Genomic DNA, 13,061 nt, shown 5'->3' on the forward strand with positions numbered 1-13,061 from the left:
CTAGTCGAACTGCTCGATGGCCGGTTCCTGGCTTTCCAGGATCTGTAGCAGTCGGTTGGCGGCGTGGGTGAGAGGGATGGCTTCCTGTTCGATCCGGCGGAACGGGGTGGAGCCTGCGGTTGCGATGGTGTTGTACGCGATGCTCTCGGCTTCGGTGAGGTGCGGGAGGTTCGCCGGTGACGGCTTGATGGGGCGGCCTGCCTTGTCGTGGTTGACGCCGTGTTCGGAGTAGTGGTGCAGGTCGGTGGCGTCCATGAGGATGGAGGTGACGGGCCTCGGCGGCGCGCCGTCGGGGGTGGGCTCGGCCAGTGTGGCGCGGAACCGGTCGAGGATCGCGTAGCCGTCCGCGTCGATGTCGCCCCAGTAGACGACATGGTCCGCCGCGCGGATCCACGGCACGTTCGCGAGCAGGGAAGCTGCGGCCTTGCCGCCGCCCTCGACCACGATCGTGTCCTTGACCGGCGGGAACCAGAGGCGGGAGTCGCGGTTCTCGACCACGAGGACCACGCGTGGGCGGTAGGCGATGTCGTGCACGTCACCGGTGGTCCAGGCGTCGTGCCTGCGGCGGCCGGACGCAGTGTGGTCAGGGTCGACGTAGGTCAGGTGCATGACGGTCAGCCGGGGCCGGACTTCCCCTCGTACATCGCGTCCGGCGACGTCGCGCAGTAGTGCGCCGTGGGTGTCGAGCCATTTGGTGTGCATGCCGGGGACCGGGAGTTGCCGCAGGGTCCACGTGCCGGCGTCGGGGTGCCGGCGTAGCCAGGTCACGGCGCTGACCAGAACCTCCATGTCGACGGCCGGAAGACGGCAGACGGCCCGGAGCGTGGCCGGGGTGAGGATCGCTCCGGCGGACCGCAGCGCCGACGCGAGCGCACGGGCACGGTCGATGTCCACGGCCAGAGGTTCGGCACCGGTACGGGTGCCGGCCATGAGCGAGACGGCGCCGTCCAGGTCCGCGATGAGCGTGGCGGGGAAGTCGCCGGCGACTCCTCGGATGGTGACCGCCTTGCGGACGAGTTCCACACCGGTGGGGAGCCGGCCGGCGAACTCGCGCCACTGCATGTGCCACTCGTGCCAGGCGGCGTGCCCGAGCCGCTCGACGGCCTTGCCCGTCGACACGCCGGGGCGGAGCGGAACGGAGAACACGACCCGGTCCCCGACACCGAGGCCGGCGCACACGGCTTCCGCCCATTTCTGGTCGATCTTGCGGCGGACGGCCACGACGGCGTCCTTCGGGGTGACGAGTACGCTCATGCGTCCGGAACACCGACCAGAGGTTTCGCCCAGGACCGGCCTTGGGAGTTCTTGAGAATCAGGTACTCCGCGTCCACATGCGGCTCGATCGCGCTGTGCTTGTCGTTGGGGGCGCCGATGATGAGCTGGAAGCCGAGACCACGCCACGCGCCGATGGCCCGGCCGGTGAAGTGCGCGTCCGCCTTGATGAGCGCCTCGTCGAGGAAGACGGGGGCGTAGCGGGGGCGGTCGGCGCCCGCGTCGCCCAGTTGGTACCGCAGTGCGGCCCCGACGATGAACGCGACCAGCTCCTGCGATTCGCCGCCGGACTTCTCGCCGATGTGGTCGTACACGGCGACGTGTCCACCCTCGAGATCGCGTTTCTCGGCACTGATCCGAACATGGTTGCGCACGTCGACGAGGTCGGCGAAGTCGGGCGCGGCGCGTCGGATGCGGTCGATCACCTTGGCCATCCGGTGATAGGCGCGTTCCCGGTCCTCGTCCGTCGCCGCCTGGTCGATGAAGGCGCGTACTTCGCGCAGTTCCTTGCGGAACCGGGCACGCACCGTGGAGTGGCTCTCCTGCGGGTCGATGCGCAGCCGGTGCCTGTCGTCGGCGAACGGCAGTTCGGCGAGGATGCGGTTGACCGGGTCGATCCGGTCGCGGATCTCCCGGACAGCGGCGGCGAGCTCGCTGTCCAGGCCGGTCAGGTCGTTGCCGGACAGTTTGAGCAGACTGTCCCGCCACTCGATCTCCAGTTCGTGCAGCCCGCTGGTCTCCAGGTCGGTGAGCAGGCGATCGAAGTCGCGGTACGAGTTGTCCGCGTCGATGCCGAGGTTCGGGTTCGGCCAGCGCTCGACGAACGTCGAGAACGTGTCGAGCAGCGCCTTCTTCGACCTGCCGATCGTCTCCGCCGCGGCCTGCCGGTCGGCGCGGAGCCGCTCGGTGGCCCGTTTCACCGCCGCGTCGAACGCCGCGAGCACCCCCGCCGGGGCGGTGCCGTCCGGGTCGCTGCCGAACAGCGCCTCCAGGTAGGCCCGATGCTCCTGACTGACATCGGCGCCTGTCTCCGCGGCCGTGTCGAGTGCCTGCTGTGCGCGGTCCACCTCGTCGACGGTCTCCTGCCAGGACCCACCGAGTGTCCTCACGTTGTCCTTCTGCCGGCCGACGCGTTCGGTCAGTTCCCTGACCCGCTCCTTGAGCTCGTCCAGCTGGCCCTGCAACTGGTCGATCCTCGGGTTGCCTGCGCGGACCTCCTCGACGACACGGTTCCAGCGGTCACGTTCCGCCGTGACGGAGTCGACGTCCACCTGGTCCCAGGACAACTCGGTCAGGGTCTGGTAGGTCATGCGTCTGGTTTCGACCGAGTTGAGGCCCTCCTCCGCCTTCGCCACCCAGGCGACAGCATCGTCACGGCGTTCCCGCGCAAGGCTCATCCGGTTCTCAAGGTCGGCAAGCAACCTGCTGTTGGTGAAACCGAGCAGGTTGGCGCGGCCGTGGCCGCCGTGCGCGCCCCGACCCCTTTCCGACGTCTGGCCGGTGATCGTGAGTGCCTTGGGGTGCTGCCCCAGCAGCCGGGGTGTCTCGACGCAGACGAAGTCGAACCGACGGGCCAACTCGCTCTTGAGCCAGGAGGTGAACGGCGACGGCCGGTAGTCGAGCCGGCCGGGGAGCGTTCTGTCGTCCAGTCCCACCTCGTCGCGCAGGCCGGTACGCACCCCTTCGAAATGGATACGCCGTGCGGCCGGCACCGCGTTGATCGCCTCGCGGAACGAGTTCAGCCGGCCGATGTCGATCAGCATCCGCGTGGCGAACCCGCCGAGCGCCAGGTTGAACGCCTCGCGCCACGGCTCGAACTCCGTCCGCACCTCGATCAGCTCGCCGACGAACGGCACGTCGTCCGGGCTGAGCCCGGCCGCCTCGGCCAGCGCCGCGCGCGCCTCATGCAGCTCGGTCGGGATGTTGCCCCGCCGGTTCTTGACCGCCTTGTGCTCGGCGAGCAACCCGGCCAGCTCGCGGTCGGCTTCCTTCTTCTCCGCCATCGCCTCGGCGAACTCGTTCTGGACGGCCCTCCTGGCGTCGGCGTCGGCCAACGACCGATGCGCCGTCTCGACCAGTGCGGCGAAGTCATCGCCGTTCGACACGCCGGCGCCGATCGTGGCGAGGGCCCGGTCCAGCCGCTCCCGCGAGCGTTCGACATCGGCCAGCCGCTGCTCCACGCCGCGGATCTCACGGAGCGCGGTGTCCAGACGGTCACCACCGGACGCACGAAGCGTGTCAGCCACCCCATCACGCTGTATTTCGGTCGTTTTGACCAGGGCGGTGGTCTCCGACAGTTCCTCCTCGGCCCGGCGGCGCCGATTGGCCAGGTCCTTCTCGGCGGCGCGCAGCAGGTCGAGCCGGCGTTCATGACGCCACAACGCGGCAGGGGACGACGTGTCGGTGAACGATCCGACCTCGTCGATCAGGCGCGACCGGTCCAGTGCCTCGTCGATGGTGCGCCGGTGCTCGCGGATCGGGGTCAGCGCCTTCACCTGCTGGCGTGCGGTGATCATCCTGGTCCGGGTGCCGGACAGCTCGTCGAACTGCTGTACCACCGCGTCCGCCGTGGCCAGCGTGGACGGCTCCTCAAGGACCATCGTCTTGTACAGGGCGTCGACGGTGGTGATCTGCTGACCGGCCTGGATCCGGCCCAGCAGCGCGACCGCCTTGTGCCCGTCGCCCGCGGCGCCGATGCCGAGCGCGGTGTGGAGACGCGCGGTGAAATCACGGTCGGTCTCGCACCATTTCAAGCCGGTCGCCTCGACCTCGGCACGGGCGAGTTTCTTGTTCGCCGGGCCTTCCAGCGTGCGCAGATCGTACGAGTCGTCACAGGTGGCGCGCACCGGGACGACTTCGTCGAGGCTGCGGGCGGCTGACGGGACGTACCAGGCGCGGAGCGCGGTGAAGACGGCGCCGGTGCGGTCGGCCCACGTCATCGCGATGGCGGACCAGGTGTCGCGGCCGTCTCCCCGAAGCACCCTCGACTTGGTCTCGCCGTCGCTCCGGGACTCGTCGAGCTTGCCGCGCGCGTAGGAGAGGATGTTGCGCTGGTCCTTCCCCCGTGGCCTGCCGACGACACCGCCGTTGGACGCCCCGTTGAAGGGAGTCGTGTGCGGCATGAGCAACGCGATGTAGGAGTCCATCAGCGTCGACTTGCCGGATCCGGAACCTCCGCTGAGCAGGGTGGCGCCGGGTGCGAGCCGCAGGTGGTGATATCCGTCGTAGCCGCCCCAGTTGACCAGTTGCAGGTCGCGCGCCACCCACTGCTGACCCCGCGACGCCGCCGGGATCAACCCGAACAACGTGTCGATCATGCTCACGCCGTGGCCTCGTTCCGTTCGCGCAACCACTGCTCCAGTTCGGCGAGCTTCGCGGTGCTCAGCACGACCTCCACCATCGGGGTGATCCGGTACCGGCCCGCGGAATCCTCCGTGAGCAGACCTTCGGTGACCAGTCGTTGCACCGCGGTGCGGACCTCCTGCTGGCCGCGGGCCACATTGTGGTCCTTCGGATCGAAGTAGGTCAGCACGGTCTGCTCCAGCTCCTCGATGTCCACCCGTGCGGACGCCTCACCCGTGCCGCGTTCCCGTTGGAAGACGGTCCGCAGGTGCACCAGCACCAGGGTCTCGGCCCGGGTGTAGGGGTCGTCCTTGAGCAGGATCGGCACGTCCAGCTCCACCGAGCGCACCTGCTGCTTGTAGGCGACACCCCGGTCGTGGTCGACCACGAGCCGGACGAACAGGTCGTGCATCCGCGACTCGATGATCTGCTGGTTCTCCAGCAGCGTGCGCCACTGCGCGGAGTTCTTCTCCGCCAGCAGGAACTTGCGCCGCAACAGCTGGACCAGCACCCGCCGCACGTCCGCGTCCAGGGTGCCCGCGTCGCCGGCGAACAACTCGGCCGGATCGTCCTCCATCGAGATCGGTTCGATGAACCCGGCCTGCGTGTCCGCCGACCAGCCGTCGTCGGCGCCGTCCGGCTCACTCATCGCCACCGCTCCTGTCCGCGCTCGCCGGGTTCGCCGCCACCACACCGCCAAGAGCGAACCGTCGCCGGGTCCGGTCGGGCCGGACCGTGTCGACCACCGCGACCTCGGCCGTCTCGGTCATCCCGGCGTCATGGGCGATCTCCAGCAGGCCGAGCAGGTCGACCGGACGCCGGATGTCCTCGGCCGCCGCGCGGAACGCGGCCACGACGTCCACGCTCTCCGCGGCGCCCGCGAACGCCGCCAGGTGCGCGCGCAACTCGGCGTACCGTGGGCCGCCCCATGCCCGGGTGTCCGCGGCCGGCATGTCCTCACCCTCGTCCCATTCCCGCAGCGGCGCGGGCGGCTGTGGTGGCCGCAGGTCGCTCATCCGCTGCCGCAGGTGCCCGACGTCGGCGACCGGCAGGCGGCGGAGCGGCTCGACGGCCTCGCCGCGTCGTGAACCGGGAACCCATTTGTGGAGACCGGACATCACGTCCCTCAGGAGTTCGTCCACCTGCCGATCCCGCAGCGGATCGTGGTTGCGTACCTGTGTGGTGATCACATGGGATGCCTGCCGCTGCGCGGTCAGCACCTCCTTGACACCCTGCTCGATCCGGCGCGAGATCTCGGTGAGCTCTCGCCGTTGCTGCTCCGGCAGCAGGTCTGTGAACCGGTGCCGCAGCACCGTGCGCAGCCGGCTCCACAGGTCGTCGATCTGCGCCGGGTCGCCGATCAGGCGCAACGCCCCCGCGAACGCACGGCCTTCCGGTGTCGCGTCCAGGATCCGCTGACCGCGGGCCAGGTACTCGCGAAGCACCTCACCGGTCGGCCGCACGTCGTGCCGCAACTCCGCGACGACGTCGCGCTGGATGGCTTTGATCGACTCCGCGACACGGGCGAAGTCCGCGGGCAGTTCCCGCGCCAGGTGCAGCACGTTCTCGGCCGCCTCAAGCAGCTGCTCGTCCTCGACGGTCTCGACGACGCCACCCTGTTCGAGCCGGGTCAGCTCCTTCTGGCGATGCTGGATCTCCTCGTGGAGTCGCGTTATCCGGGCCATCACGTCCGGGTCGGCGTCCTGCGCGAGCCGCTCGATCGCGTCCAGCAGCGTCCTGACCCGGGACTCCGACACCCTGGTCCGCACTCCGCCGACCCGCCCGGCGACCTCGAGCGCACCGACGCCGTACGCGGACAGCCGGTACACCTCGACGTCGTCGTCGGACACCTGCCGCACCAACCAGCCGGCCTGCACCCACTGCCTGCACAGGTCCCGTGCGTTCCCGGCGGGCAGCGGCTGGTTGTCCTCGTCGCCGTAGCCCGCGGCCCGCAACTGGTCAAGAGCGTCGTTGATCTCCGCGTGCGCGTCCGCCACCGCCACCCTCGGCCGCTCCGCGGTGAAGACCATCGCCAACACCGTCACGACGAACGGCGCGTGCGTCTGGTGGAGCAGGGCGAGCATCGGATTCTGGAACGCCCGGAGCGCGCCCTGGTAAGCGCCTTCTACACCTCGTGTACCCATCGCCATGTAGCGTACGACCGGGGTACGACACAGGGCGCCTGTGCCGAGATGTGATGAGTCCCCCGGCAGGATGTCGGTCCGTCCAGCCAGGCGAGAATCTGGTCGGCCGGGCGGGGCTTGGCCGCGAAGACGCGCTCGGTGGGATACGCGCAGCCGCGTGCCGGGCCTCATCGGCGATCCACTGCCGGGTCGGCTACTCACCGTCACCTGTGCGGCTGGTGTGCGCGACGGGCTGCGCGCGTTGTTCTGTGGCCGCCCGGGATCACACCCGAGCCGGTGGCGGTCTGTGTCCCCGCGATGGCCTCCGAGGAGCCCTGACTGACCGCTTCTGTGACGAATGGGACCTCCGTGACCTGGGGCTTTGCTTGCGCCTTACTCCAGGGTGCCATTGGTCTTACCTCTCATGCCGCTTGTGGTCAGTTGACCGCATGGCCCGTTCCAAACGGCCACAGTGGCTGTGCGGCACTTCCGCGAGAGAGGGAGCTTCCGTATGGCACGTGGCGGAACAGGCCCCCGGAACGGGATGCCTCCCGGGGTGCGCCCGCTGACCGTGGGCGACCCGGTGATCATCGGGGCCTACCTGCTCCTCGGCCGGCTCGGCGCTGGCGGCATGGGCGTGGTCTACCTCGCGGAACATCCGGGCGGCGGATACGTCGCGCTGAAGACGCCGCACCCGGTCCACCTGTCGGACCCGACGCTGCGGGCCCGATTCGCCGAGGAGGCCGAGTTCTCCCGGAGGGTGGCGCCGTTCTGCACCGCCGCCTTCGTCGAGGACGGCCTCGACGGCGACCGGCCCTACATCGTCACCGAGTACGTCCCCGGCCCCGCGCTCTCCCAGGTCGTCGCGGCGTACGGTCCGCTCACCCCCGACCTCGCGTACGGCGTGGCCCTCGGCGCGGCCGCCGCGCTGGCGGCGACCCACGAGGCGGGGCTGGTGCACCGGGACCTCAAGCCCGGCAACGTGCTGCTGTCCCCGCGCGGGCCGTTCGTCATCGACTTCGGCATCGCCCGCGACCTCGACGTGGCGATGTCGCACACGCAGGCCGGGCAGATCATGGGCAGCCCGGGGTGGGTGGCGCCGGAACGGCTGCGGGGCCGTCCCGCGATCCCCGCGTCGGACGTCTTCTCCTGGGGGTGCCTGGTCGCGTTCGCGGCGACCGGGCTGCATCCGTTCGGCGCGGGCGACCCCGAGACGCTCACCCGGCGCATCCTGGTGGAGGAGCCGCGGATCTCGCCGGTGCCGGGGCCGCTGCGGGACGACGTGGCGGCGGCGCTGCGGCGGGACCCCGCCGAACGCCCGGACGCCGCCCGGCTGCTGGCCTCCCTGCTCGCGGCGGGCGGCGTCCACACGACCGCCGATCCGCGGCGGGCGGTCGCCGCGGTGCTTGAGGAGATCTGGCAGCCCGTGGCCTACCCGGCGGACACCCGCGGAGGGGCAGCCGTCGGCACCCAGGACGGCTGGTCGGAGGGGCGGGTGGAGGGGCCGCCGCCCGGCAGGGCGGCGCGGCGGCGGGCGGCTCGATCGAGAGCTCAGGAGAAGGCACGGTCGGGGGCGCAGGCGTCCCACGCGGGGTTCGCCGCGCTCGCGACCGTCACGATCGCCGCGGTGACGGTGGTCGCGGCGGGCACCGGCGCGGCCCGCATGGACCGCACGGCGGATCCGCCGCCCGCGCAGCCGGTGGTGATCCCCGGGGACGGCGCCACGCCGTCGCCGGACGTGCTCAGCACCTCCCGGCCGCCGGTGCGGCCCGTCAGCGCCCGTCAGCCGAGGGCGACGGTGACGGCCACGCGCACGATGCCGCCGCCCGCGGCGGCGACCCCGGACGAGCAACGGGCCACCGCGGTGCCCTCTCCGCCGCCGGACGGCGGGGGCGTGCGTCCCCCGCCGGAGGGGCACTGCGCGCCGGGACGGCACGGGGAGTGTGATCCCGGGCGGCCCTCTCCGCCGGAACAGCCCAGCTCTCCGCCGCCGTCGCCGGAGATCACCACCGAGCCGCAGTGGGGCGACGGGGAGTCGCCCCAGCCGAGTTCGGGCCCGCCGTCGGAGAGCCAGCCACAGGCAGGTCAACCACAGCCAGGTCAACCACAGCCAGGTCAACCACAGGCAGGTCAACCACAGGCAGGTCAACCACAGGCAGGTCAACCACAGGCAGGTCAGCCGCCGGGGGTCGTCGCCACCCCCGCGCCGTCCTGGCCCTGAGGCCGTCCACTTCCTGGGACGGCGTCGTGAGCAGGCGCGTCCATGCCCCATGCTTTGGGGTCATGGACGCAGCTCTCGAACTCGACGACGTGACCGTCCGCGTGGTCGGCCGGACCCTGGTGGCCGGGGCCGACTGGCGGGTGGAGCACGGCCAGCACTGGGTGATCCTCGGGCCCAACGGCGCGGGGAAGACCACGATGCTCTCGGTGGTCGCGGCCGTACGGCACCCGACCTCCGGGACGGCGACGGTGCTCGGGCGGCGGCTCGGCCGCACCGACCTGCGGGAGCTGCGGCGCAGCATCGGCCTCGTCGCTGCCAGCCAGCGGCTGGTGGACGAGGCGCTGCTGGAGGAGGAGGGCGCGACGGCGCTCACCGTCGTCCTCACCGGGCACACGGGGACGAGCGCGCCGCTGTGGGACCGGTACGGCGACGAGGAGCGCGAGCGGGCCCACCGCCTGCTGGCCGACCTCGGCTGCAAGGACCTCGCCGACCGGAGGTTCCGGGTGTGCTCCCAGGGGGAGCGGGCCCGCGTGCGCGTCGCCCGGGCGCTGATGGCCGACCCCGCGATCCTGCTGCTGGACGAGCCCTTCGCGGGCCTCGACCTGCCGGCCAGGGAGGACCTGATCGAGGCGCTGGAGGACCTGGCGCGGGCCCGTCAGGGCCTCACCACGGTGATGGTCACCCACCACCTGGAGGAGGTGCCCGCCACCACGACGCACGCGTTGCTGATGCGGGACGCCCGGATCCTGGCCGCCGGTCCGGTCGGGGAGGTGCTCACCGAGGCCCGTCTGTCCGAGTGCTTCGGACGGCGGCTGCGCATCGACTCCCTGGACGGCCGCTGGTACGCCCGCGCGCCGCGCTGAGCCGGGTGGGCGGGCCCCGTCGTCAGCGCCGTCGTGGGCGCCGGCTGTGGGGCGGGCTTGGCTGGGGGCAGGCTGTGGGGTCGGGCCCGCCGCGGCTCCTGCTCCCGCCCGTACGGGCCCTCGCGAGAGTGCTCGTACGGGAGGTGAGCGCGGAGTCCACGGCGGGCCCCGGCTGTGGGCCGGTCACGGCCCGGTGCGCCCGCCGGGGTCGGCTCAGCGGGTCGCGGCGAACTGCGCCTCCTCCGTGGAGCCCTTCAGGGCCGTGGTGGAGGAGTCCGGCGCGATGGCCGTGCTGACCAGGTCGAAGTAGCCGGTGCCGACCTCCCGCTGGTGGCGGGTGGCGGTGTAGCCGCGGCGCTCGGCGGCGAACTCCGCCTCCTGCAGCCCCACGTACGCCGTCATGCCCTCGTCGGCGTAGCCGCGGGCGAGGTCGAACATCGAGTAGTTCAGCGAGTGGAAGCCGGCCAGGGTGATGAACTGGAACTTGTACCCCATGTGCCCCAGCTCGCGCTGGAACTTGGCGATCGTCGCGTCGTCCAGGTGCGCGCGCCAGTTGAACGACGGCGAGCAGTTGTAGGCCAGCATCTGGTCGGGGTGCTCCCGCTTGATCGCCTCGGCGAACTCGCGCGCCACGTCGAGGTCCGGGGTGGAGGTCTCCATCCACAGCAGGTCGGCGTACGGCGCGTAGGCGAGGCCGCGGGCGACGCAGGCGTCGACCCCGTTGCGGACCCGGTAGTAGCCCTCGGCCGTGCGGTCGCCGGTCGTGAAGGCGTGGTCGCGGGGGTCCACGTCGCTGGTCAGGAGCGTCGCGGCCTGGGCGTCGGTCCGCGCGATGACCAGAGTGGGGACGCCCGCCACGTCGGCCGCGAGACGGGCCGCGTTGAGGGTCTTGACATGCTGGCCGGTCGGGACGAGCACCTTCCCGCCGAGGTGGCCGCACTTCTTCTCGGAGGCGAGCTGGTCCTCCCAGTGCACGCCCGCGGCGCCCGCCTCGATCATGGCCTTCATCAGCTCGAACGCGTTGAGCACGCCGCCGAACCCGGCCTCGGCGTCGGCCACGATGGGCGCGAGCCAGTGCGGTGCGTTCTCCTCGCCCTCCGCCCAGGAGATCTGGTCGGCCCGCAGCAGCGCGTTGTTGATCCGGCGGACCACGGCGGGGACCGAGTTGGCCGGGTAGAGGCTCTGGTCGGGGTAGGTGTGACCGCTCAGGTTCGCGTCGGCCGCCACCTGCCAGCCCGACAGGTAGACGGCCTTGAGACCCGCCCTCACCTGCTGGACCGCCTGGTTGCCGGTCAGCGCGCCGAGCGCGTGGACGTACTCCTCGCTGTGGAGCAGGCGCCACAGGCGCTCCGCGCCGAGCCGGGCCAGCGTGTGCTCCTCCCGCACCGAGCCGCGCAGGCGGACGACGTCCTCGGCGGAGTAGGTCCGCCGGACGTCCCGCCATCGCGGGTCGGTGTCCCATTCGTGCTGTAGCCGCTGGGCGGCTGCGGTGAGCCGATCGGACATCCCGTTCACTCCCTTGTTGCGTACTTCGTCGTCACCTGGGGCTTGCTTCCGAGTTTGTGTCGATATCAAGAGACCAGGCAAGGCGGCTCGTGCGGAAAGAGCGAGAATTTTTCTCTCTATGATGAAACTGATGAGTATTTCTATGCGAAGAAGCGTCAAGTTTTCCGTATGGACTAGACCAATCCGCCCACTCAAGATCGCCCAGCCATGGAAAAATCGCGGATTTTTCGCGTAGGATCTGAGCATGACCTCCGTCCTGGGCGAAGAACCGCTGTCTTTGACGCAGGAGCTCGATCTGCTGGCCTTCGGCCAGCGGCTCAGGCACCTGCGCAAGCAGCGCGGCCTGACGCTCTCCGAGCTCGGCGACCGCGTCGGCCGCGCGCCCAGCCAGTTGTCCCTGCTGGAGAACGGCAGGCGCGAGCCGAAGCTGTCCCTGCTGAAGTCGCTCGCCGCCGCGCTCGGCGTACCGGTGGAGGAACTGCTGCGCAGGCAGGCGCCGAACCGGCGGGCACAGCTGGAGATCGCCCTGGAGGAGGCCCAGCGCGACCCGCTGTACGCGAGCCTCGGACTGAGCCGGCTCAAGGTCTCCGCGCGGGTGCCCAACGACGTGCTGGAGCACATCCTCGGCCTGTACGAGGAGCTGCGGGCCAGGGAGGCGAAGGGCACGGCGACGCCGGAGGAGGCGCGGGCGGCCAACGCCGAACTACGGCGCATGCAGCGGGAGCTGGGCAACTACTTCGAGGAGATCGAGAAGGCCGCCGCCGACGCGCTGACGGCCGTGGGCTACCGCACCGGCGCGTTGTCGGAGAGCACCGTGCAGGCGTTGGTGTCCCACTTCGGGTTCACCGTGCACTCCGCGCCCGACCTGCCGAGGTCGGCCCGTTCGGTCACCGACCTGCGCAACCGTCGCATCTACGTCAAACGCCAGCAGCTCGGCATGCACACGCCCCGGACCGTGCTGCTGCAGACGCTCGGGCACATCGCGCTCCAGCACCACCGGCCGCGCGACTTCGCCGACTTCCTGCGCCAGCGGGTGGAGGCCAACTACTTCGCCGCCGCCGTCCTCGTCCCCGAGACGGCGGCCGTGCCGTACCTGCGCGAGGCCAGGCAGGACCGCGCCCTGTCGGTCGAGGACCTGCGCGACGTCTTCGCGGTGTCCTACGAGATGGCCGCCCACCGGTTCACCAACCTCGCCACCCGCCATCTCGACCTCGTCTGCCACTTCGTGCGCAACGACGCCGGAGGGATCATCTACAAGGCGTACGAGAACGACGGCATCGTCTTTCCCGCCGACGAGCAGGGGGCGATCGAGGGCCAGCGGCTGTGCCAGCAGTGGTCGGGCCGCCAGGTGTTCCACTCGCCCGACCGGTTCTCGCTGTACTACCAGTACTCCGACTCGCCCACCGGCACGTACTTCTGCGTCGCCCACGTCGACCCGTCGCAGGAGAAGGACTTCGCCATCACGCTCGGCGTGCCGTACCGGGAGTCGCGCTGGTTCCGCGGCCGGGAGACCACCCACCGGACCAGGTCGAACTGCCCGGCCGGCGAGTGCTGCCGCCGCCCGCCCGCCGAGCTGGCGCAGCGCTGGGAGGGGTACGCCTGGCCCTCGGCTCGCGCCAACTCCCACGTGCTGGCCGCCCTGCCGCCGGGGTCGTTCCCCGGCGTCGACGAGGCCGACGTGTACGCCTTCCTCGAACGCCACGCCACCCAGACCTGAGCCCGTACGCCACACAG

At 71.1% G+C, this 13,061-nt stretch carries 8 protein-coding genes; 3 read left to right on the forward strand and 5 right to left on the reverse strand.

From position 1 onward, the window contains the following. From F5972_RS19580 to F5972_RS19595, 4 genes are read right to left on the reverse strand one after another with little or no spacing between them, the layout of a single operon-like run. The gene (locus tag F5972_RS19580) at nt 1-1,254 is read right to left on the reverse strand and encodes a DUF3322 and DUF2220 domain-containing protein (protein ID WP_150934975.1); all 1,254 of its coding nucleotides are present in this window, start codon (nt 1,252-1,254) and stop codon (nt 1-3) included. Then, nucleotides 1,251-4,589 carry an ATP-binding protein gene (locus F5972_RS19585; RefSeq protein ID WP_225311668.1) on the reverse strand — a complete coding sequence of 1,113 codons (3,339 nt, stop codon included), beginning with the start codon at nt 4,587-4,589 and terminating at the stop codon, nt 1,251-1,253. Before F5972_RS19585 ends, F5972_RS19580 begins: the two co-directional genes overlap by 4 nt. 2 nt (nt 4,590-4,591) lie before the next feature. Next, nucleotides 4,592-5,263, reverse strand: coding sequence for a DUF4194 domain-containing protein (locus tag F5972_RS19590; RefSeq protein ID WP_150934977.1), 672 nt, complete (start codon nt 5,261-5,263; stop codon nt 4,592-4,594). Beyond that, the gene (locus tag F5972_RS19595) at nt 5,256-6,758 is read right to left on the reverse strand and encodes a DUF3375 domain-containing protein (protein ID WP_191910216.1); all 1,503 of its coding nucleotides are present in this window, start codon (nt 6,756-6,758) and stop codon (nt 5,256-5,258) included. The genes F5972_RS19590 and F5972_RS19595 overlap by 8 nt, the downstream gene beginning before the upstream one ends. 490 nt (nt 6,759-7,248) lie before the next feature. Here F5972_RS19595 and F5972_RS19600 point away from each other — a divergent pair, with 490 nt between their 5' ends. Further along, nucleotides 7,249-8,958 (forward strand): serine/threonine-protein kinase, encoded by a 1,710-nt coding sequence (locus tag F5972_RS19600; protein ID WP_150934979.1) that lies wholly within the window; start codon nt 7,249-7,251, stop codon nt 8,956-8,958. Between the two features lie 62 nt (nt 8,959-9,020). After that, on the forward strand, nt 9,021-9,821 hold the full coding sequence (locus F5972_RS19605; protein ID WP_150934980.1) for an ABC transporter ATP-binding protein: 801 nt from the start codon (nt 9,021-9,023) through the stop codon (nt 9,819-9,821). A gap of 213 nt (nt 9,822-10,034) precedes the next feature. Here the strand turns inward: F5972_RS19605 and aceA are convergent, their stop codons facing one another. Further along, complete coding sequence (gene aceA, locus F5972_RS19610) at nt 10,035-11,327, reverse strand: isocitrate lyase (RefSeq protein WP_150934981.1); 1,293 nt, start codon at nt 11,325-11,327, stop codon at nt 10,035-10,037. A 244-nt stretch (nt 11,328-11,571) separates the two neighbouring features. On the opposite strand from aceA, the gene F5972_RS19615 reads away from it, so the two are divergent. Further along, entirely contained in the window at nt 11,572-13,044 is a 1,473-nt protein-coding gene (locus F5972_RS19615; protein WP_225311653.1) for a helix-turn-helix transcriptional regulator, read from the forward strand. Nucleotides 13,045-13,061: the final 17 nt, after the last annotated feature.

The organism is Microbispora cellulosiformans, assembly GCF_008728085.1.
Classification (GTDB): Bacteria; Actinomycetota; Actinomycetes; order Streptosporangiales; family Streptosporangiaceae; genus Microbispora; species Microbispora amethystogenes.

What these genes read in the sequence shown, in the direction of transcription:
- F5972_RS19580 (WP_150934975.1), bottom strand. Translation starts at nt 1,254, where the DNA reads ATGAGCGTACTCGTCACCCCGAAGGACGCCGTCGTGGCCGTCCGCCGC.
- F5972_RS19585 (WP_225311668.1), bottom strand. Translation starts at nt 4,589, where the DNA reads ATGATCGACACGTTGTTCGGGTTGATCCCGGCGGCGTCGCGGGGTCAG.
- F5972_RS19590 (WP_150934977.1), bottom strand. Translation starts at nt 5,263, where the DNA reads ATGAGTGAGCCGGACGGCGCCGACGACGGCTGGTCGGCGGACACGCAG.
- F5972_RS19595 (WP_191910216.1), bottom strand. Translation starts at nt 6,758, where the DNA reads ATGGGTACACGAGGTGTAGAAGGCGCTTACCAGGGCGCGCTCCGGGCG.
- F5972_RS19600 (WP_150934979.1), top strand. Translation starts at nt 7,249, where the DNA reads ATGGCACGTGGCGGAACAGGCCCCCGGAACGGGATGCCTCCCGGGGTG.
- F5972_RS19605 (WP_150934980.1), top strand. Translation starts at nt 9,021, where the DNA reads ATGGACGCAGCTCTCGAACTCGACGACGTGACCGTCCGCGTGGTCGGC.
- aceA (WP_150934981.1), bottom strand. Translation starts at nt 11,327, where the DNA reads ATGTCCGATCGGCTCACCGCAGCCGCCCAGCGGCTACAGCACGAATGG.
- F5972_RS19615 (WP_225311653.1), top strand. Translation starts at nt 11,572, where the DNA reads ATGACCTCCGTCCTGGGCGAAGAACCGCTGTCTTTGACGCAGGAGCTC.